Source organism: Flavobacterium terrigena, assembly GCF_900108955.1.
Lineage (GTDB): Bacteria > Bacteroidota > Bacteroidia > Flavobacteriales > Flavobacteriaceae > Flavobacterium > Flavobacterium terrigena.
Genome location: NZ_FNYA01000001.1, coordinates 664,340 through 680,479 on the forward strand (window position 1 = coordinate 664,340; position 16,140 = coordinate 680,479).

Consider the following 16,140-nt stretch of genomic DNA (forward strand, 5'->3'; position numbering starts at 1 on the left):
TTTAATTAATTCTATTTGGATAATATTTATCTCTAATTTTTAAAAAATATTTTTCTAGATAATAAGTTATAAACATCCCAGCTAAAACACTTGTTATTATATTGATGGCAAATAATAATATATAATTTATTTCAATTTTTAATATATAATTACAAAAAATTGAAATAACAATTCCAACGAATCCATGAATCAAATAAATGGAATACGATGAAAAACCAATTTTACTAATTACATTGACAATCCTATTAGAAAAAATAAAGTTAATTTTTTTATTAATGTCTTTCTCTAAAAGAAAATAAATTAACAACAATCCAAAAGCTACATAAAGCATTGTAAATCCGATTGTTCTCACAAAAAACGAATGATCATAATCTACAAATGGCGTAAATGATAGTAACGCAACAATTATAAAAAACAACCCTTTTTTATAACGATTGAAATAATTAATAAGCCAATTTTGCTTAAAGTAATACAAATAACTAATAAATACACCTGCTAAAAGTGAATCAATTCTTAAATGTGTCATCGTTATGTTTTTCTCATTATATTCTGGATGATATAAATTATTATAAACTCTTAAAAGTAAACAAATTAGAAAAATAAAAACCAATGCCGTTTGAAAATAATTTACTTTTTTATTCAAAAAATTGAAAGAAGTATGTAACCATTTTTTAGTAAAAGCCAGATATAAAAAAACTACTAAGCTGAAATAAAAATGTTCTTCCACAGCTAAAGACCAAGAAGCTACATAGCCCCAGCCCCAGCCCCAAACATAATTTTGAACAAAAAACATATCTGCTAAAAATCCTTTAATTTCAAACTGATTTTTAACAATTTTTGGTATTAGATAAAGTACATAAACTAAATAATAAATAGGATAAATTTTGAATCCACGTCTTATTAAAAACAAACCTGGTTTAATATTTCCAAATTTAAGATACTCTTTAAACAAAAGTCCTGACACCAAAAAACCACTTAAAACAAAAAACAAATCAACACCAATCCAACCCATTTCTGTTGTAAATTGAAATAAATGTTGATGTCTTAGTAATACTAAAATAATGGCAATTCCTCTTAAAAAATCTAATTCTCTTAACCTGTTAACTTTTTGAATCATTAAACTGTTTTTGTTTTATCAAAATGGACACGAATATCATTTTGATATAATATTTTTATTTAATTAATTTCATCCCAAGTTAACTGTTCATCATTTTCAATATCTCTAGTAGCAACTTTTCCTAAAATTGATTCGAAATGCTCTGCCAATATTTTTCCAGTTCCAGGGCGTTTTACCCAAATATTATCTTTAGAGAAAACTTCCCCTTTTTGGATTGGTTTTATGGTACAAACGGTTGCAAAAGCAAAATCAATAGTGACTTGTTCTTCATCTGCAGGTTTTTTTGTTCCACCGCGCATTAAAGCCATTTCTGCAGAATTTACAATTAATTCGGCACAAGCTTTTTCATCCATACTACAAACGATATCCGGACCAGTGCGTTGCATGTGATCTGTAAAATGTCTTTCTAAAATACTTCCGCCTAAGGCAACAGCTCCTAAACAAGCATTATTATTTAAAGTATGATCTGATAATCCGAAAACTTTATTTGGAAAAGCTTCATGCATTTCCATCATCGCACCAAAACGAACCAAATGAATTGGTGTTGGATATAAATTTGTAGTGTGTAATAAAGCAACTGGAATATTATGCTTATCAAAAATCGCCACCGCTTTTTCAATACTTTCAATTGTATTCATTCCCGTACTTAAAATTACAGGTTTTCCGAAAGAAGCAATATGTTCTAATAAGGGATAATTGTTACATTCTCCAGAACCAATTTTATAAGCTGGAATATCAAATTTTTTCAATCTTTCTGCAGCAGCACGAGAAAAAGGAGTAGAAATAAAAATCATGCCTAAACTTTCAACATAATTTTTCAATTCCAATTCGTCCGCTTCATTTAAAGCACAACGTTCCATAATTTCATAAATGGAAACTGTTGCATTTCCAGGAATTACTTTTTTTGCAGCACCACTCATTTCATCAGCGACAATATGCGTTTGATGCTTTACCACCTCAACACCAGCGCGGTGAGCAGCATCAACCATTTCTTTGGCTACTTGTAGTGAACCTTCATGATTAATACCAATTTCGGCGATAACTAATGGTGGAAAATCGGCTCCAATTTTTCTTCCTGCAATTTCTATATATGGATTCATGTTTTAGTTATGAATTATGATTTATAATTTTATTGTAAAGATATTCGGCGTAATCAAAGTCTTCTTGCGTGTCGATATCAACTTTTGCAAAAATATGATTTACTTCTAAAGGGAATGCATTATCGGAAATAATAACATCATTTTTGATAAGATTGGCTTTAGAGATATAAAGCAAACCATTTTCGAAAAATAAAGGTTCTAAATCTTGACTACGTTGTCCGATAGTATAATTAAACGGTTCAAATTTATCATTGATAATTTTTCCTAATTTATCATGATTTCTTGAAACCGTAAATAAACTATCAGAATTAGATTTTGAAAATAGTTGAAAAGCTTCTTCTAATAGATTTTCTGGTCGTAATGGATTGGTCGGTTGTAATAAAACTACATTTTCAACCTCATCAGAAATAGATTCTAAAACGTGTTTTAAAGCGGAAACTGTTGGTTCAAAATCGCCCGAAATTTCGGTTGGTCTATCAATAACTTTTGCTCCAAATTGTAAGGCTACATTTTTAACCTCTAAATTATCTGTAGTTACATAAATGTCATCAATAAATGAAAATTTTTGTGCATATTTTATACTATGTACAAGCAATGGAATTCCTCCAAGAAACTTTGTGTTTTTTCCTGGTAATCTTTTAGAGTTGCCTCTAGCTGGAATTATAGCAATGGTTTTACTTTTCATTTGGATTCCAATATATTTTTGCTTTAGCTAAATTACAATATTCTTTATATTCTTTATGGGTTAATCTGTTACTGGTTTTAAAAATATTCACACTGTTTAAAAGCAAATCTAAAATGGCTTGAAACATGGCAAAAGTAGCTTTACTATTTCCTTTAAAAGTATGATTCTTTAATTGTTGCCAAATGGTATAAAGCATTTTTTTAGGAACTATTGAAATCGGGTAAAACATAAAATAATTATACCAACCGGCTCTTAATGAACGTCTTCTACGAATTTGATAATCTTTGTCTTTTTTTCTGGCAGAAACATTTACGCGATGATGTACTAAAATTTCAGGTACATAATGAATTTCTAAACCTTTCTTTACTAATTGAAGGCTAGCAAAATCTTCTTCACCATAAAACTCAAACCATTCTGGATAATTAGGGATTTTTTTCCAAGCATCCATATTCCAAATGTGTCCGCAACCAACAAAACCACTTACTTTTTGAGCAACTTCATTAGTATGAATTGCAAAAGGTTCTTCTTTACTCCAAAAAATTCTACAAGCAATTACGCCGCAATTTTCATTTGTTTCAAAATGATTTTCAATAATTTCTAAACAATTTTCAGTTATAAAATTAGAATCATCATCCAACGAAATGGCATATTTACCTTTACAATTATTTAATAAATAGTTTCTATTATAGATATAACCCTTACTTTTTTGGTTTGTAAGCAATTGAATATTTGTGTGATTCTCTTTTAAAAACTCAGAAGTTTTATCTGTGGATCCATCATCATAAATAATGCACTCTACATCTTCTCTTTGTAATAAATGAGAAATCTTTTGAAGTGTTAGTTGCAAATCTTCAAGGCGATTTTTAGTCGAAATTAAAATGGAGAATTTAATCATTTAATAGTTGTTTCTCATTTGTTTAGGCAATCCGAAATTTTTATAAAACAGTTTTTTGAAAAATCGTTTTGAAAAACACAAGCGATTAAATAATTTATTTTTAATAAAAAATTCAATATTTGAGACGTTTTTTATTTTTCCTTTTTCTGCATATAAACCAAAATTAAAGTTGGTAGCAGTAGTAGATTTTATTTCACTCATCCAATCTTCAAAAACATTTCCCATATGAAATGCGAAATTCTTTGCAGTAGTTAAGCGCCATAATCCATATTTTAATGGAATTTTATCTAAAAAAGCTTCGGAAGTTCCACCCATTTTGAAACCAATAAATGTTGGCATTTCAGTGAAAATCACTTTTTTATAAGTAGCCACATAATGTCCAGAGCCAATTAAAGCTTTACAATTTGAATTTTCAATGGAAAGTGTATATTTCAAGTAATCCTGATTATATTCTTTTCCCCAACCGATACTTTCATAAAATTTTTCTAATTCGACAGGTTGTTCCACTTGTGTGAATTTAAGTTGTTTTGAAAAATAATTTTCGAATAAAACATTCCCACAATAGGTTTCATAGGTTTTAAATTGCGGAGTAATTCCAACAACACCAACCTTTTTAAAGCTATGAAACACATTCATAGTTTCTTCTTGCCAGTTGGAACAAAATAAAACATCGGAATCGGAAATGGTAACATAGGGAATATTATTTCCAGAAATTCCTTTTAAGATAGCATTTAGTTTTCCGATATTTTCGGTATGAATAACTTCATGAATTTTATTATTTTCATACAAATTATCCAAATAATTTCGAATTTCTAAACAGCTACCATTATTGATAATTGTAACAAACGTTTTATCATGTATAGTTTCTAAAAGTGAATTGACACACAACTGTAGAATTTGAAAACTATCTTTAAAATAAGCTTCTAAATTCGGAATATAAACAGGTATAACAATCTGATGCAAATAATTTGCATGTGTAGTTTCTTTATCTTTATGAGGATTGTTACCTACTCTCATGTTATAATCTGTTATCTATAAATAATAAATTACCTAAATCGCCATTCATAACTGTTTTCCCAACTAATCTGTAATCTACAGATTCTAAATAAGTGGTAATTTCAGAAACAACGTCTTCTTTTATTGAAATATCAGTTTCAGTAACCACAACTTTTGGTCTATATTTTTCCCAATCATTAGATTGTAAAACCTCCAAATCAAATCCTTCAACATCTACATCAAAAAAATCTAATCTATCGTTAACCGAAATATTTTTATCTAAAATTTCTTTCAAACTGAAAGTAGGAATTGTTATTGTTTTTTTTATGTCTTTTTCTAAATCATGTTTTTTTAAAAAATCAAGATTTAAAGTATTCATAGAACTATTACTGTCACTTAACATATAATAGTTCAAATTCGCATCCATTTCTCCAACAGCACAATTCACAAAAACATCATTTGGTCGGAATTTTTTATATAATTTTTCCAATTCAGGATTTGGGTCAATGCAAATTCCTTTCCAATTTCTTAACGAGAAAAAAAAGCTATTTGATGCTTTTACTGGATGCCAACAGCCAATATCAACATAAGTTCCTGGGGTAGATTGATTGATTAGCTTCATTAGTTGAAGATCATCTCCAGATTTAGAAAAACTTATATTATATCTCTGATAAATTTTTCTCTTTATGGCGTATTTAATATTTTCTAACATTATATATCTTTAAATTGGTGATGATTATACTAATTCAATATTTTCTTTATGCAAAAATTTGGTCCAATGATTTTTTAAAACTTTCATCAGAAAACAATTCTTTTGCGGCTGTATTGTGTAAATCTTCTGAAGTTAAAACGTCATATAATTTTGACTTCGTATCTTCTAAATTGTTCATATCGCATAGAAAAGGATAATTTGGCAAATATCTTCTTAGCTCACTTCTGTCTGGCGATGAAATAAAGACTTTTTTATCTAAAGCGAATAAAAAAGGAACTTTTCCACCTAAAATATTTGAATAAAAAGGTCCGTTTTCTAAAATAATATTGATATCACTTTCGTGAATTTGTTCATTAGAAGAATTTGAAAAATTAAGTGTATCTAAAACTAAAATATTAGCAGAATCTTTGACCATTTCTTTTAATTTATTAACGCCATCACCTTTAACTCGTAATACAAATTCAACTTCCTCTTTAATCCATTCGTGTTTTTCCATCAATTGTTTGAAAGCATCTACAATTGTAAACACATTTCTTCCAAACATTAAAGCACCATGATACGAAATTTGAATTTTTTTACCCTTTTTTCGTACATTGTCTTTATCAGACAAATCAAAACCTTCAAATGTGAACTGATGTGGCAAGGTATAAAAATATTTATCCGAAGCATATAGATATTGTAAATCTTTAGCCATATAATAAGCTGAAGCACAACAAGCTTTTGCATCAGAAACAATTTGAATAATTTTTTGAAGTCTTTTTAATTCGCTATTATTAATTTTTGAAGCCAAACCTTTATACCAAGAGTATGGATATGGATCGTGAAAATTAACAACCGTATGTTTTAAAATAGGTAAATTATGCATGGCAAGTAATGTCTCATGTTCTAAACCAGCGCTTCTAACCATAATATGGTCATACAAAGTATAATCTACTTTTTTTATTTCATTTGCGAATTGATTATGTATGTAATTTTCAGCATACATAACATTGAAAAGTCTCGTTGAAATTCTATTTATCCACTTCACGTGAAAAGGAATTTCACGATTAATTACTTTTTTTACGATTGAATTTACTGGTAAAATATCTAAGTTATCATCATGATTATGAGTACATAAATAAAGTACATCAATTATAGCTTCTGGATGAATTTTTCGAAGTTTTGACAAAAAAGAACGCTCAATAATACCTTGACTTGTTCCTGAAACACGTAAATCTTGTGTAATTATTAATAACCTCATAAAATCCTTTTAATTGCTTTAAAAACTAGAGTAACAAACTGTAAAAATCTACCTTTTGTTGCGTACAAATTTAGGGTTTTTATCCAAAAGTTTAAGTTCTTCTTATTATCTAAAATAGTTTTCTCTAATTTATCTATTAAAACAGCATTTTGCTCTTTATTAAAATGGCTTTTCTTGTCGGTTAATAAATAATAATAAAACTGAAAAGTAGCTTCGTTTTTTAAAACATGATCATCCGTTTTTGAAGTAATATTAATACCACTCAATCTAAATTTTAATAACGCTTCATTAATCGTATAAATATTTCCAAAATGTGAAAATTCTAAAACGCCTAATAAGTCGGAATACCAAGCCAAAGGCAGATTTTTGAATCCTATAGAAAGAAGTGCTTTTCTTTTAAAAATGTATTCACTTAATGTGCTTCTTGTTCCTCCTTTTAGTTTTCTAAATAAAAAATCAACCGCATTTTCCATTTTAGGATGATTGATTACTACAGATAAAGAATCATTATTTTCATCAATTACTTGCGAAGCGTATCTAACAACTTCAACTTTAGAACTACTAATTTCATTTATATTATTATGAAATGCTTCAATGTAATTTGTCGTAATTGTATCGTCATCACATAATATCATTAACCATTCTTCTTCTTTGGCTAAATCAATACATCTGTGCCATTGATTTACGAGTGATTTACTTCCTAAGTTTTCTTGAAACTCGAAATATTCGAAATCAAAATCGTTTTCATATTTAGATAAAAGTTCCGATGCATTGTTTGGACTAGCATCATTTCCAATATAAACTTTAAAATTTTTGTTGGTTTGATTGGCTAAAGAATCTAGCGTTTCTTTAAAAAAATCGATTTTATAATATGGAATAACTATTGCTAAATTACTTTTCATCTTTAAAAAACTTAGCGCTCAAAAGCTTAATTATACCTAACAACTTAAGTTTCGCCAACATCTTTTTCACAAATATGGCTGCTCTATACGTTTTACTTTTTCTAATCGCATCTAATTTAAATGCATTATCATAAGACTTTAAATAATATCTTTCAATTTGATGAATAAGTAATTTTTCATGATTTTCAGATCCAATATATTTTTCAAATAGTTCCAACGCTTTAAAGTGATCTTCTTTTAAAGAAACGGTTTGTGTTCTGCTAGAGTTGTGCTTTCTATAAAAACTTAAAGTTTTATCTAAAACCAATACTTTTGGATTTTTTTGAAATAATCGCAACCAAACTAACCAATCTTCTTGAGCAGTTAAGTCGGTATTGAATTCAATTCCATCAAGTAAAGACTTTTTAATAATCGCACTATGAATTGGAATGATTATTTTTTCACCCCAGTATAATAGTAAGTCATTGAAGTTTAATAGTTCAGCATCGATTTTGATATCGTATAATTTATTTTCCATTACATCTTGAAAATAACTTGTAGTATTGAACACAATGCTTAAATCTGCGTTTTTCTGAAAATTGGAAATGGCTTGAGATATTTTTTCTGGATGAATTAAATCGTCGCCATCTAAAAACAAAATACAATCACCCTTTGCTTGTTGTAAAGCTAAATTCCTGGCATTACTTACTCCTTTATTTTCAGAATTTATGAAATGAAAACGATTATCTTGAGCTACATGTTCATTTATAATCTCAACAGAATTATCCATACTTCCATCATTAACCAAAATACATTCCCAATTAGAATAGGCTTGATTAATAACTGATTGTAATGTTTCTTTTAAGTATTTTTCCTGATTATATACCGGAATAATTATGGAAACTAAGTTCATATTTTCTCGATATTATAAATTAGAATAAATGCTTGACCATTTCTCATTGATAACTTTTTGACTATAATTTTCTTCAACAAATTTAAAACAATTATTACTCATTTCTTGAATAACAGCTCTGTTTTCATTTAGAAACAATAGCTTTTCCACAACTTTATCAATTTCAAATTCGTTAAATAAAAATCCGGTTTCGTTTTCTTTTATAGTGTATTTAACTCCACCAGAATCGTAGGCAATTACGGGAAGGCCGCAAGCTTGCGCTTCAAGTGTGGCTAAACCTTGTGTTTCTCTTCTTCCATCAGGTAAAGGAACGGCTGCAAAAACGTATAAATCAGAATTTAAATACATTTCTTTAATTTCCGATTGTGTTTTTTTACCAACAAGTTTGATGTTTTCAGATAAATTATATTCTTGAATTAATTGTTCTAAATTGCTTCTTTCATCACCATCGCCAATAATATCCAAATGAATACCAACGCCTTTTTTTATAATTTGGTTTACTATTTCAATAAGATATTTATGTCCTTTCACTGGATCAAATCTGCCAACATTAATCAATTTTAAAGTTGTATTTGTATTTTTTATTCGATTTAATGAATTAAAAAAATTCGTATCTACTCCAACAGGAACAATTTTCAATTTCTCTGTCGGACAATCTAATTGTTCAATTTTATCTGCTAAATATTTTGTGTTAGCTGTGATTACATTGGCGCTTTCAAACAACAAATCGTAATATCCATCATTAGGAATAAAACCGTGCATTGGAAAAAAAGCATCGTGACCATGAAAAGTAGTGATTACTTTAGCTTTATAATTGCATTTCGCTTTTAAAACATCAATTGGGAATTTATTATTACCATATTGAATATGGAAAATAGTGTTTGAATTATTGAATTGCTTGTAAAAATTCCAATAGAAAATCCAGCTAAAGCTTTTCTCTTTTTGAAATTTGTAGAAATTAAAAATGCTCTTTAATCTGCCTAAATTCAAGATAAATAAACTGAAAATTTTTAAAAATCGAATGGGTTTATTTTTAGGAATTGTAGCTTCTTCAATAATAATTAAATCCTTTAATTTATGTTTTAAAAGTAGTTCTTCGTGTAAACTCTGCTTAAAATCTAAGACTTTATTCACCAAAATTACCACATCATAATTGAGTTGGATTGCAGTAATTATTTGAGCAATAATAAAAGTTTCAGATACATGAGGAAACTCACTAATCTTAAAAACAATTTTCTTTTTATTTTTTCTATTTTTTTTAATCTCCATTTTATGATTTAAGCAATTAGATGCCCAAATTTTATTTTTTTTATGATGAAAATTACAATAAAACTCAATGAAAAACAAGCTAAAGAAATTATTAAAATACCAAGTATTGGATTTATAAAAAAGGCACTCATACCAAGTATTGCAAAAATAGTAAGTACAAACGGATGAATTAGAAAAATTCCGAAACTACACGCGTCTAATCTTGCAATAATAGGTTTTGCTTTTTCATTTATGTTTTCGATTTTAGAAAAAAGAAGAAAAACTCCAACTGAAACCAAAAGTGTATTGATACTTATATAATCATAAAAATGATCAAAGAATTTATTGTTTTTGAAACTAAAATAATATGTTCCGAAAATGGTTATAAATACTCCAATTAAAATTAATGATAAGGAAATGATTTTATTACTTTTTACATAATTTTTCAAATAATAACCTAAAATAAAATAACCTAAGAAACCTGAAAAATAGGATAAATTAATTTTCGGAAAATAAATATTCACACCTGGAATAGCTAGTAATAGAGTAAATACCCAAACAATTAAAAAATACGAAACATCTTCTTTTTTAGAAAATGCAATCCATTTTTGAAAGATGGGTGTTATTAAATATATTCCAATTAAAGAATAAACGAACCACAAATGATATTCGCTTCCATAGAAAACATCTTTTACTATTTTAGTAATATCAAATGCTTCGTTTGTAAAAACAAATCTATTTGTTAAGCTATAAAACAAGGACCAAAACAAAAATGGCGGAATTATTTTTCCTAACCTATTTTTTAAAAAATCTTTAATTTCACTTTGTCTGCCTAATAATAAAGAACCGCTGATCATAAAAAAAACAGGAACAGCATATCTACTTATACTGTCATAAAAGTTGGCTGCATGCCAATCAGAATTTGATATTTTCCCGATTTCAACAACAAGAGGTCCAGACACATGAATCATTATAACTGATAATGTGGCTAAAATTCTTAAAATTGAAATCCCGAAATTTGTTTGAGTTGTTTTACTTTTATCCATTAAAAAGAATGTACTTACAATTTACTTTTATTATTAATTAGTCAACCGAACGACCTAATACCATTTTAATATACTTTTTATTTATTTTTAGAAAAAAATTAAAATCCCAAAGTAAAATACTCTTGAAGTATAAAATTACAAATAGCGATAATTGCTTTTCTTTATTGTGTATGGCATGATTTAATACCTTTTCAATGATAATTTTTCTAGTAAATTTATCTAAAAAGTTGAGTTTGTTTTTGATTAAATATTGATAAAACTGAAATCTGGCTAAAAATAATTTATCATTCACTTTTTCCGTTTGACCAGATAAACTTTCAGAAGAAATTCTAACAAAAACAATTGCTTCATTTATACTGAAGATATTTTTTTTTGCTGATAAATCTAAAACAATCTTATCATCACTATAAAATGCGGAAGGATAATTTGTGAATTTATATTTTAAAAATTCCTTTTTATTGAAAACAAATTCTGATAAGGAACCTCGTGTTTTTCCATTGATTTTTCTTGAAATATATTCAATTCCCAATTCAAATAACGGATTTGTATATACTTCTGACAGAACATTATCAATCTGATTAATTACTTTAGTTGCATATCTAACTACATAACTCTTTTCATTAATTTCAGGATAATTTTCATAAAATTCGGCAACTACATTTTCACTTAAATAGTCGTCATCGCCCAATATCATAAACCATTTTTCATCTTCATCTAACAACTCAATACAACGTTCCCATTGTTGAGATAAACTTGTTCCACCCACATTAGTTTCGAAACGATGGTATTTAAAATCGAAATGTCCTTCAAATTGTTTCAATACTGTGCTACAATCTTCTGGACTTGCATCATCACCAATATAAACTCTAAATCGCTTATCGGTTTGGTTAGCCAATGATTGCAATGCAGCTTCAAAAAAAGCAAGTTTATAATATGGAATAATTATGGCTAACATGAGAAATTTATTCTATTACTTTAATTATTTTGGCAGGAATTCCTCCAACAACTGTATTTGCTGGAACGTCTTTTGTGACAACAGCGTTTGTAGCAATAATTGCGTTTTCACCAATTGTTACTCCAGATAAAATAGCAACGCCATCACCTATCCAAACATTATTTTTTATTACAACTGGTCCTTTTGAAAATAACTTTCTTTTTTCTGGTGGCAATTGAAGTGCTTCTAAAGAAGTGTCGCCATGATCATGATCGGTTATATAAATTCTGCTAGCAAGCAAGCAATTATTTCCTATTTCAACTTTATCAATACAGCCAATATGCACATCTGTACCAAAACTAACATTATTTCCAATACTTATGGAAGGAGAAAATTTTTGATTTTCATATGATTCAATTGCTTCAATTCTTAATCGGTGAGAAGCCCAAAAGTTTTTACCAAACTGCATGAATTGCGGATTTAATATACTATAATCCTTTCCCAAACCAAAACCAACACCAAAGCTTTTGAATTGTTTTTTAAAACTTTCAAGTTGTTGCTGTTCCTTTTTGCGTTGCAAATCTTGTAGTTGCAAAAAGAGATAGTTTAAGATTTTATTTTTGAGTTTTCTAATCATTGTTTTTACTGTTATTTTGCTTCATCACCGCTAATAATCTTGGTGAAGATATTCTTCTTTTTAATAAAATAACTTTCAAAATAGGTATACGAAATACTTGAAATAATTATTGTGGTTGCTACGGCTACAAACATTTGAATAAATATATTTGAAATATTATAGTTGTATAAAATCTTTAATGTTAACATTATCGCAATTGGATGAAACATATATATACCATAGGATATTTTACCTAAATAATGAAACACCTTATTTTCTAAATTTACGATTGTATTTTCATTTGCAGCTAAATTTATAATTATTATACCAAATAACACTGCATAAAACTCAAAATTCACAAATGGAACTTCTATTCCTTTAAGAATGAAAACCGCCAGAATTAAAAAGGTTGCTATTTGAAAATACTTAGAAAAAAGTAATTCTAATATTTTGTTTTTTTCGAACAAAAAAATGGCAAATAAACCACCAATGGCCATACAATCTATACTAAAACTATTAAAAATCTCTTTTGTTTTTTCTAAAGAATCATTCCAAAACACATAATTTTCTAAAAGATTGAAAACGAATATTTTAATGATTAAATAGCCAACAATTATTGAAATTAATAATCTTTTTTTGTTTTTGACATTTTTGATTAAGATTGGCCAAATCAGGTAAAATTGTTCTTCAACTCCAACTGACCAACTTTGACTTGCGTATGGAATTGGAGGGAAAATTATTAAGGCAATATTGGGCAAAAACATGATAAAGAATAATAATTTAAACGGTAAATCATTAAAAATCATCCCAGACCATTCACCCAAATTGAAAAATGATATTTTTGGCAAAACAAAAAAGCTTAACAAAATAATCAAATAATACAAAGGCCATATTCTTAAAATACGGCGCATATAAAATGATTTTATAGAAATTGTTTTGGTAAGTTTTTCTTCAACTAATAAAAGATAAGTGATTAAAAAACCACTTAAAACAAAAAACAAAACCACACCTAAAGGTCCAATTTGTTGAACTGTTGGATTCTCCCAATGGTTTTTAAAACCAAGTATCTTTTTAAACTGTTCTAAATGATGAATAATTACAAGAAATGCAGCTATAAATCGGATCCCATTTAGATTAGGAAAATATATTTTATTTGAATTTTCAATCATTATTTTTTTCCTAAATGCTAATTCAACATTTCGTTTTTCAAAATTTCACCTACAGCTTTCATTGAAGAAAACTGTTCCACTTGTTTTACTGCATTTTCAGAATATTGTTTGTATTCTTCTGTAGTTAATTCTAAAATTGTTTGTATCCCTTTTGCTAAATCAACGCTGTCTTTTAGCATCGCTTTGTAGCCATTAAAACCCGTAATTACCATATTATTCACTACACCCATATCAAATCCAACTACTGGTGTTCCACAAGCTAAGGCTTCCGAAACCATAAGCGGACCAGAATCTTCTATTGAAGAATTTACAAAAACATTAACTGACTGATATAGTAAAGCGAGTAATCTATAATCTTTAATAAAATCGATATGTTTTTTTGAAAAAGGGATTTCATCAAATGATTCCGAAACATCTCTTGAAACAATAATTACCTCAACCCTATTTTTTTCATCGGCACTCAAATTCTTTTCTAAAATTTTTAAAGATTCAACCAAATATTCAAATCCTTTTCTTTTAGCTTTGGCATTTTGACATCCCATTAATATGTAAAACTTATGGTCTTCTAATTCAAAAATTCTTTTGGCAATGTCTCTATTTTTATTATTAAATAGTTTTACATCAATCAGACTATTAACATTAAGTATTACATCCTGATTTTTATATATTTTAGATTCTTTTGCCTGATTTAGTGTCCAACCAGAACCAGCAAGTATTTTAAATTTTCCTGCCTCAGCATTTTTAAGTTTAATGTCAAAATTTATTTTTGCCAAATCTTTTCCAAATTCGCTTAAAATGGCAGGGCAAGTATTACATCCATTAATATAACCTTTACAATCCCAAGCAAAATGGCATCCTCCAGTAAAGTGGTTCATATCAACGGTGATAGTATAAACCTGTGCTTTTGTTACTTTTTGTAAATTAAGTAAATCTGTTGAATTCATAAAATTATCAGTCATTCCAGAATAGATAAAATCAGGTGTAAAACCTATTAAATCAACAATTCTTTCCGCTGAAACATTTACAGAAGTTTCATCAACACTAATAAAATCATAATTTAAATCGAATTTTATCTTTGGTGTAGGTTCTTGTTTTTTTAGCTTCTGTTTTATTTTTAACAAGAGAAGTTCAAGAATATTTTTTCTTTTAAAGGGTTTAGGAACATCAGTATAAGCAACAATAAAATCATCAGATTTTGTTTTATTTTTAACCAACATTTTCACTTGGAAACCATCAGAAACAAAATGTTTTGCTAGTCTGTAAACGGCTTCATAGGCTCCGTTAACATCTCCCGATGAAAGTAATAGTATTTTTTTCTTTACTTGCTCCATTGAATTGGCATTTTAAAAATTCCGTTTTCACTATCACCATACTTAAATTCATCTTGAGCAATATTGACAATACTTAAATTGGTTTTTTCCATAGGAAAATCTAAAACTCTTACTTTTGGAATATCTAAGGCCAAGCCAATTTTGTAGAAATTTGCTATTAAAGTATCACCCGGTAATTGAACAACCCATTCCGTAGTTCCAGTAAAATCTAAATCTTTTCTATTGATAAAAACTACATTTTCAAATTTATCCAAGATAGAAAAATTCAATCTTGCTCCTTTATTTAATAACGTGTTTCTTAAAGTAATATGAATACAAATTTCTTGATCCGAAAAATATTCTATAACATCTTTTCCATCTTTATCTTTTAAAACAACTTTTAAAATTTGAGCTTCTTTATTTTCATCTAAATCATAGCTAATTCCAGATTGTTGCTCGTTAGAAGAATAGTTTAAAAGATAAGAATCTAAAGTTGAATCAATATTTCCATCATGAATTAATTGACCGTGATGTAACAACAATCCTTTGTTACACAATTTTTTTACAGCATCTAAGTTATGACTCACGAACAAAACCGTTCTTCCTTCGCCTTTACTTACATCGTTCATTTTACCTAAACATTTCTTTTGGAAATCGGCATCACCAACGGCTAAAACTTCATCTACAATTAAAATTTCAGATTCTAAATGTGCGGCAACAGCAAAAGCTAATCGCACATACATTCCAGATGAATAACGTTTCACAGGTGTGTCAATGTAACGTTCAACTCCAGAAAAAGCAATAATTTCGTCTAATTTTCTTGCAATTTCGTGCTTACGCATTCCTAAAATAGCTCCATTCAAAAAGATGTTTTCTCTACCCGTTAGTTCTGGATGAAATCCTGTACCCACTTCTAACAAAGAAGCAATTCTTCCTTTTGTATAAATTTTACCTGTCGTAGGTTGTGTAACTTGACTTAATATTTTTAATAAAGTTGATTTACCAGCTCCGTTTCTTCCAATAATTCCAATGGAATCACCTTGGTTAATTTCGAAATTAATATCTTGTAAAGACCAAACATAATCGCTTTCGCCTTTACTACTTCTATCATTCGCTTCGCCAATTTTTAAAAACGGATCTTCCGCACCACGCATTTTATACCACCATCTTTTCATATCATCTTTTATGGTACCTGTTCCTACAAGTCCCAAACGATATTGCTTAGATATATTTTCCGCTTTTATAACTACTTTACTCATTTCTTTTTAGTGAGTTGTG

16 protein-coding genes are annotated in these 16,140 nt (G+C 28.1%); all 16 read right to left on the reverse strand.

The annotated features are described in order from the left end of the window. Position 1 precedes the first annotated feature (1 nt). From BMX42_RS03230 to BMX42_RS03305, 16 genes are read right to left on the reverse strand one after another with little or no spacing between them, the layout of a single operon-like run. Positions 2-1,117: an acyltransferase family protein gene (locus BMX42_RS03230; protein ID WP_091308508.1), complete on the reverse strand. Its 1,116-nt coding sequence runs from the start codon at positions 1,115-1,117 to the stop codon at positions 2-4. A gap of 59 nt (positions 1,118-1,176) precedes the next feature. Then, positions 1,177-2,217, reverse strand: coding sequence for an N-acetylneuraminate synthase family protein (locus tag BMX42_RS03235; protein ID WP_091308512.1), 1,041 nt, complete (start codon positions 2,215-2,217; stop codon positions 1,177-1,179). 7 nt (positions 2,218-2,224) lie between these two features. Beyond that, positions 2,225-2,902, reverse strand: coding sequence for an acylneuraminate cytidylyltransferase family protein (locus BMX42_RS03240; protein ID WP_091308515.1), 678 nt, complete (start codon positions 2,900-2,902; stop codon positions 2,225-2,227). Continuing rightward, positions 2,892-3,797: a glycosyltransferase family 2 protein gene (locus tag BMX42_RS03245; RefSeq protein ID WP_245748209.1), complete on the reverse strand. Its 906-nt coding sequence runs from the start codon at positions 3,795-3,797 to the stop codon at positions 2,892-2,894. Before BMX42_RS03245 ends, BMX42_RS03240 begins: the two co-directional genes overlap by 11 nt. Further along, entirely contained in the window at positions 3,798-4,814 is a 1,017-nt protein-coding gene (locus tag BMX42_RS03250) for a glycosyltransferase (protein WP_091308518.1), read from the reverse strand. It lies immediately after the preceding gene. A 1-nt stretch (position 4,815) separates the two neighbouring features. Continuing rightward, on the reverse strand, positions 4,816-5,505 hold the full coding sequence (locus BMX42_RS03255; protein ID WP_091308522.1) for an FkbM family methyltransferase: 690 nt from the start codon (positions 5,503-5,505) through the stop codon (positions 4,816-4,818). Between the two features lie 46 nt (positions 5,506-5,551). Continuing rightward, the gene (locus tag BMX42_RS03260; RefSeq protein WP_091308526.1) at positions 5,552-6,745 is read right to left on the reverse strand and encodes a hypothetical protein; all 1,194 of its coding nucleotides are present in this window, start codon (positions 6,743-6,745) and stop codon (positions 5,552-5,554) included. Next, on the reverse strand, positions 6,742-7,647 hold the full coding sequence (locus BMX42_RS03265) for a glycosyltransferase family 2 protein (protein ID WP_091308530.1): 906 nt from the start codon (positions 7,645-7,647) through the stop codon (positions 6,742-6,744). The genes BMX42_RS03260 and BMX42_RS03265 overlap by 4 nt, the downstream gene beginning before the upstream one ends. Then, positions 7,637-8,539: a glycosyltransferase family 2 protein gene (locus BMX42_RS03270; RefSeq protein WP_091308533.1), complete on the reverse strand. Its 903-nt coding sequence runs from the start codon at positions 8,537-8,539 to the stop codon at positions 7,637-7,639. Before BMX42_RS03270 ends, BMX42_RS03265 begins: the two co-directional genes overlap by 11 nt. A gap of 12 nt (positions 8,540-8,551) precedes the next feature. Then, positions 8,552-9,808 (reverse strand): glycosyltransferase family 4 protein, encoded by a 1,257-nt coding sequence (locus tag BMX42_RS03275; RefSeq protein WP_091308821.1) that lies wholly within the window; start codon positions 9,806-9,808, stop codon positions 8,552-8,554. Between the two features lie 8 nt (positions 9,809-9,816). Continuing rightward, positions 9,817-10,833 carry an acyltransferase gene (locus tag BMX42_RS03280; protein WP_091308536.1) on the reverse strand — a complete coding sequence of 339 codons (1,017 nt, stop codon included), beginning with the start codon at positions 10,831-10,833 and terminating at the stop codon, positions 9,817-9,819. 37 nt (positions 10,834-10,870) lie between these two features. Beyond that, positions 10,871-11,788, reverse strand: coding sequence for a glycosyltransferase family 2 protein (locus tag BMX42_RS03285; protein WP_091308540.1), 918 nt, complete (start codon positions 11,786-11,788; stop codon positions 10,871-10,873). A 7-nt stretch (positions 11,789-11,795) separates the two neighbouring features. Then, positions 11,796-12,362, reverse strand: coding sequence for an acyltransferase (locus BMX42_RS03290; protein ID WP_245748211.1), 567 nt, complete (start codon positions 12,360-12,362; stop codon positions 11,796-11,798). 53 nt (positions 12,363-12,415) lie between these two features. Continuing rightward, a complete protein-coding gene (locus tag BMX42_RS03295) occupies positions 12,416-13,552 on the reverse strand; it encodes an acyltransferase family protein (protein WP_091308546.1) in 1,137 nt (378 codons plus the stop codon). A 17-nt stretch (positions 13,553-13,569) separates the two neighbouring features. After that, positions 13,570-14,883 (reverse strand): glycosyltransferase, encoded by a 1,314-nt coding sequence (locus BMX42_RS03300; protein WP_091308549.1) that lies wholly within the window; start codon positions 14,881-14,883, stop codon positions 13,570-13,572. After that, a complete protein-coding gene (locus BMX42_RS03305; protein WP_091308552.1) occupies positions 14,871-16,121 on the reverse strand; it encodes an ABC transporter ATP-binding protein in 1,251 nt (416 codons plus the stop codon). Before BMX42_RS03305 ends, BMX42_RS03300 begins: the two co-directional genes overlap by 13 nt. Positions 16,122-16,140: the final 19 nt, after the last annotated feature.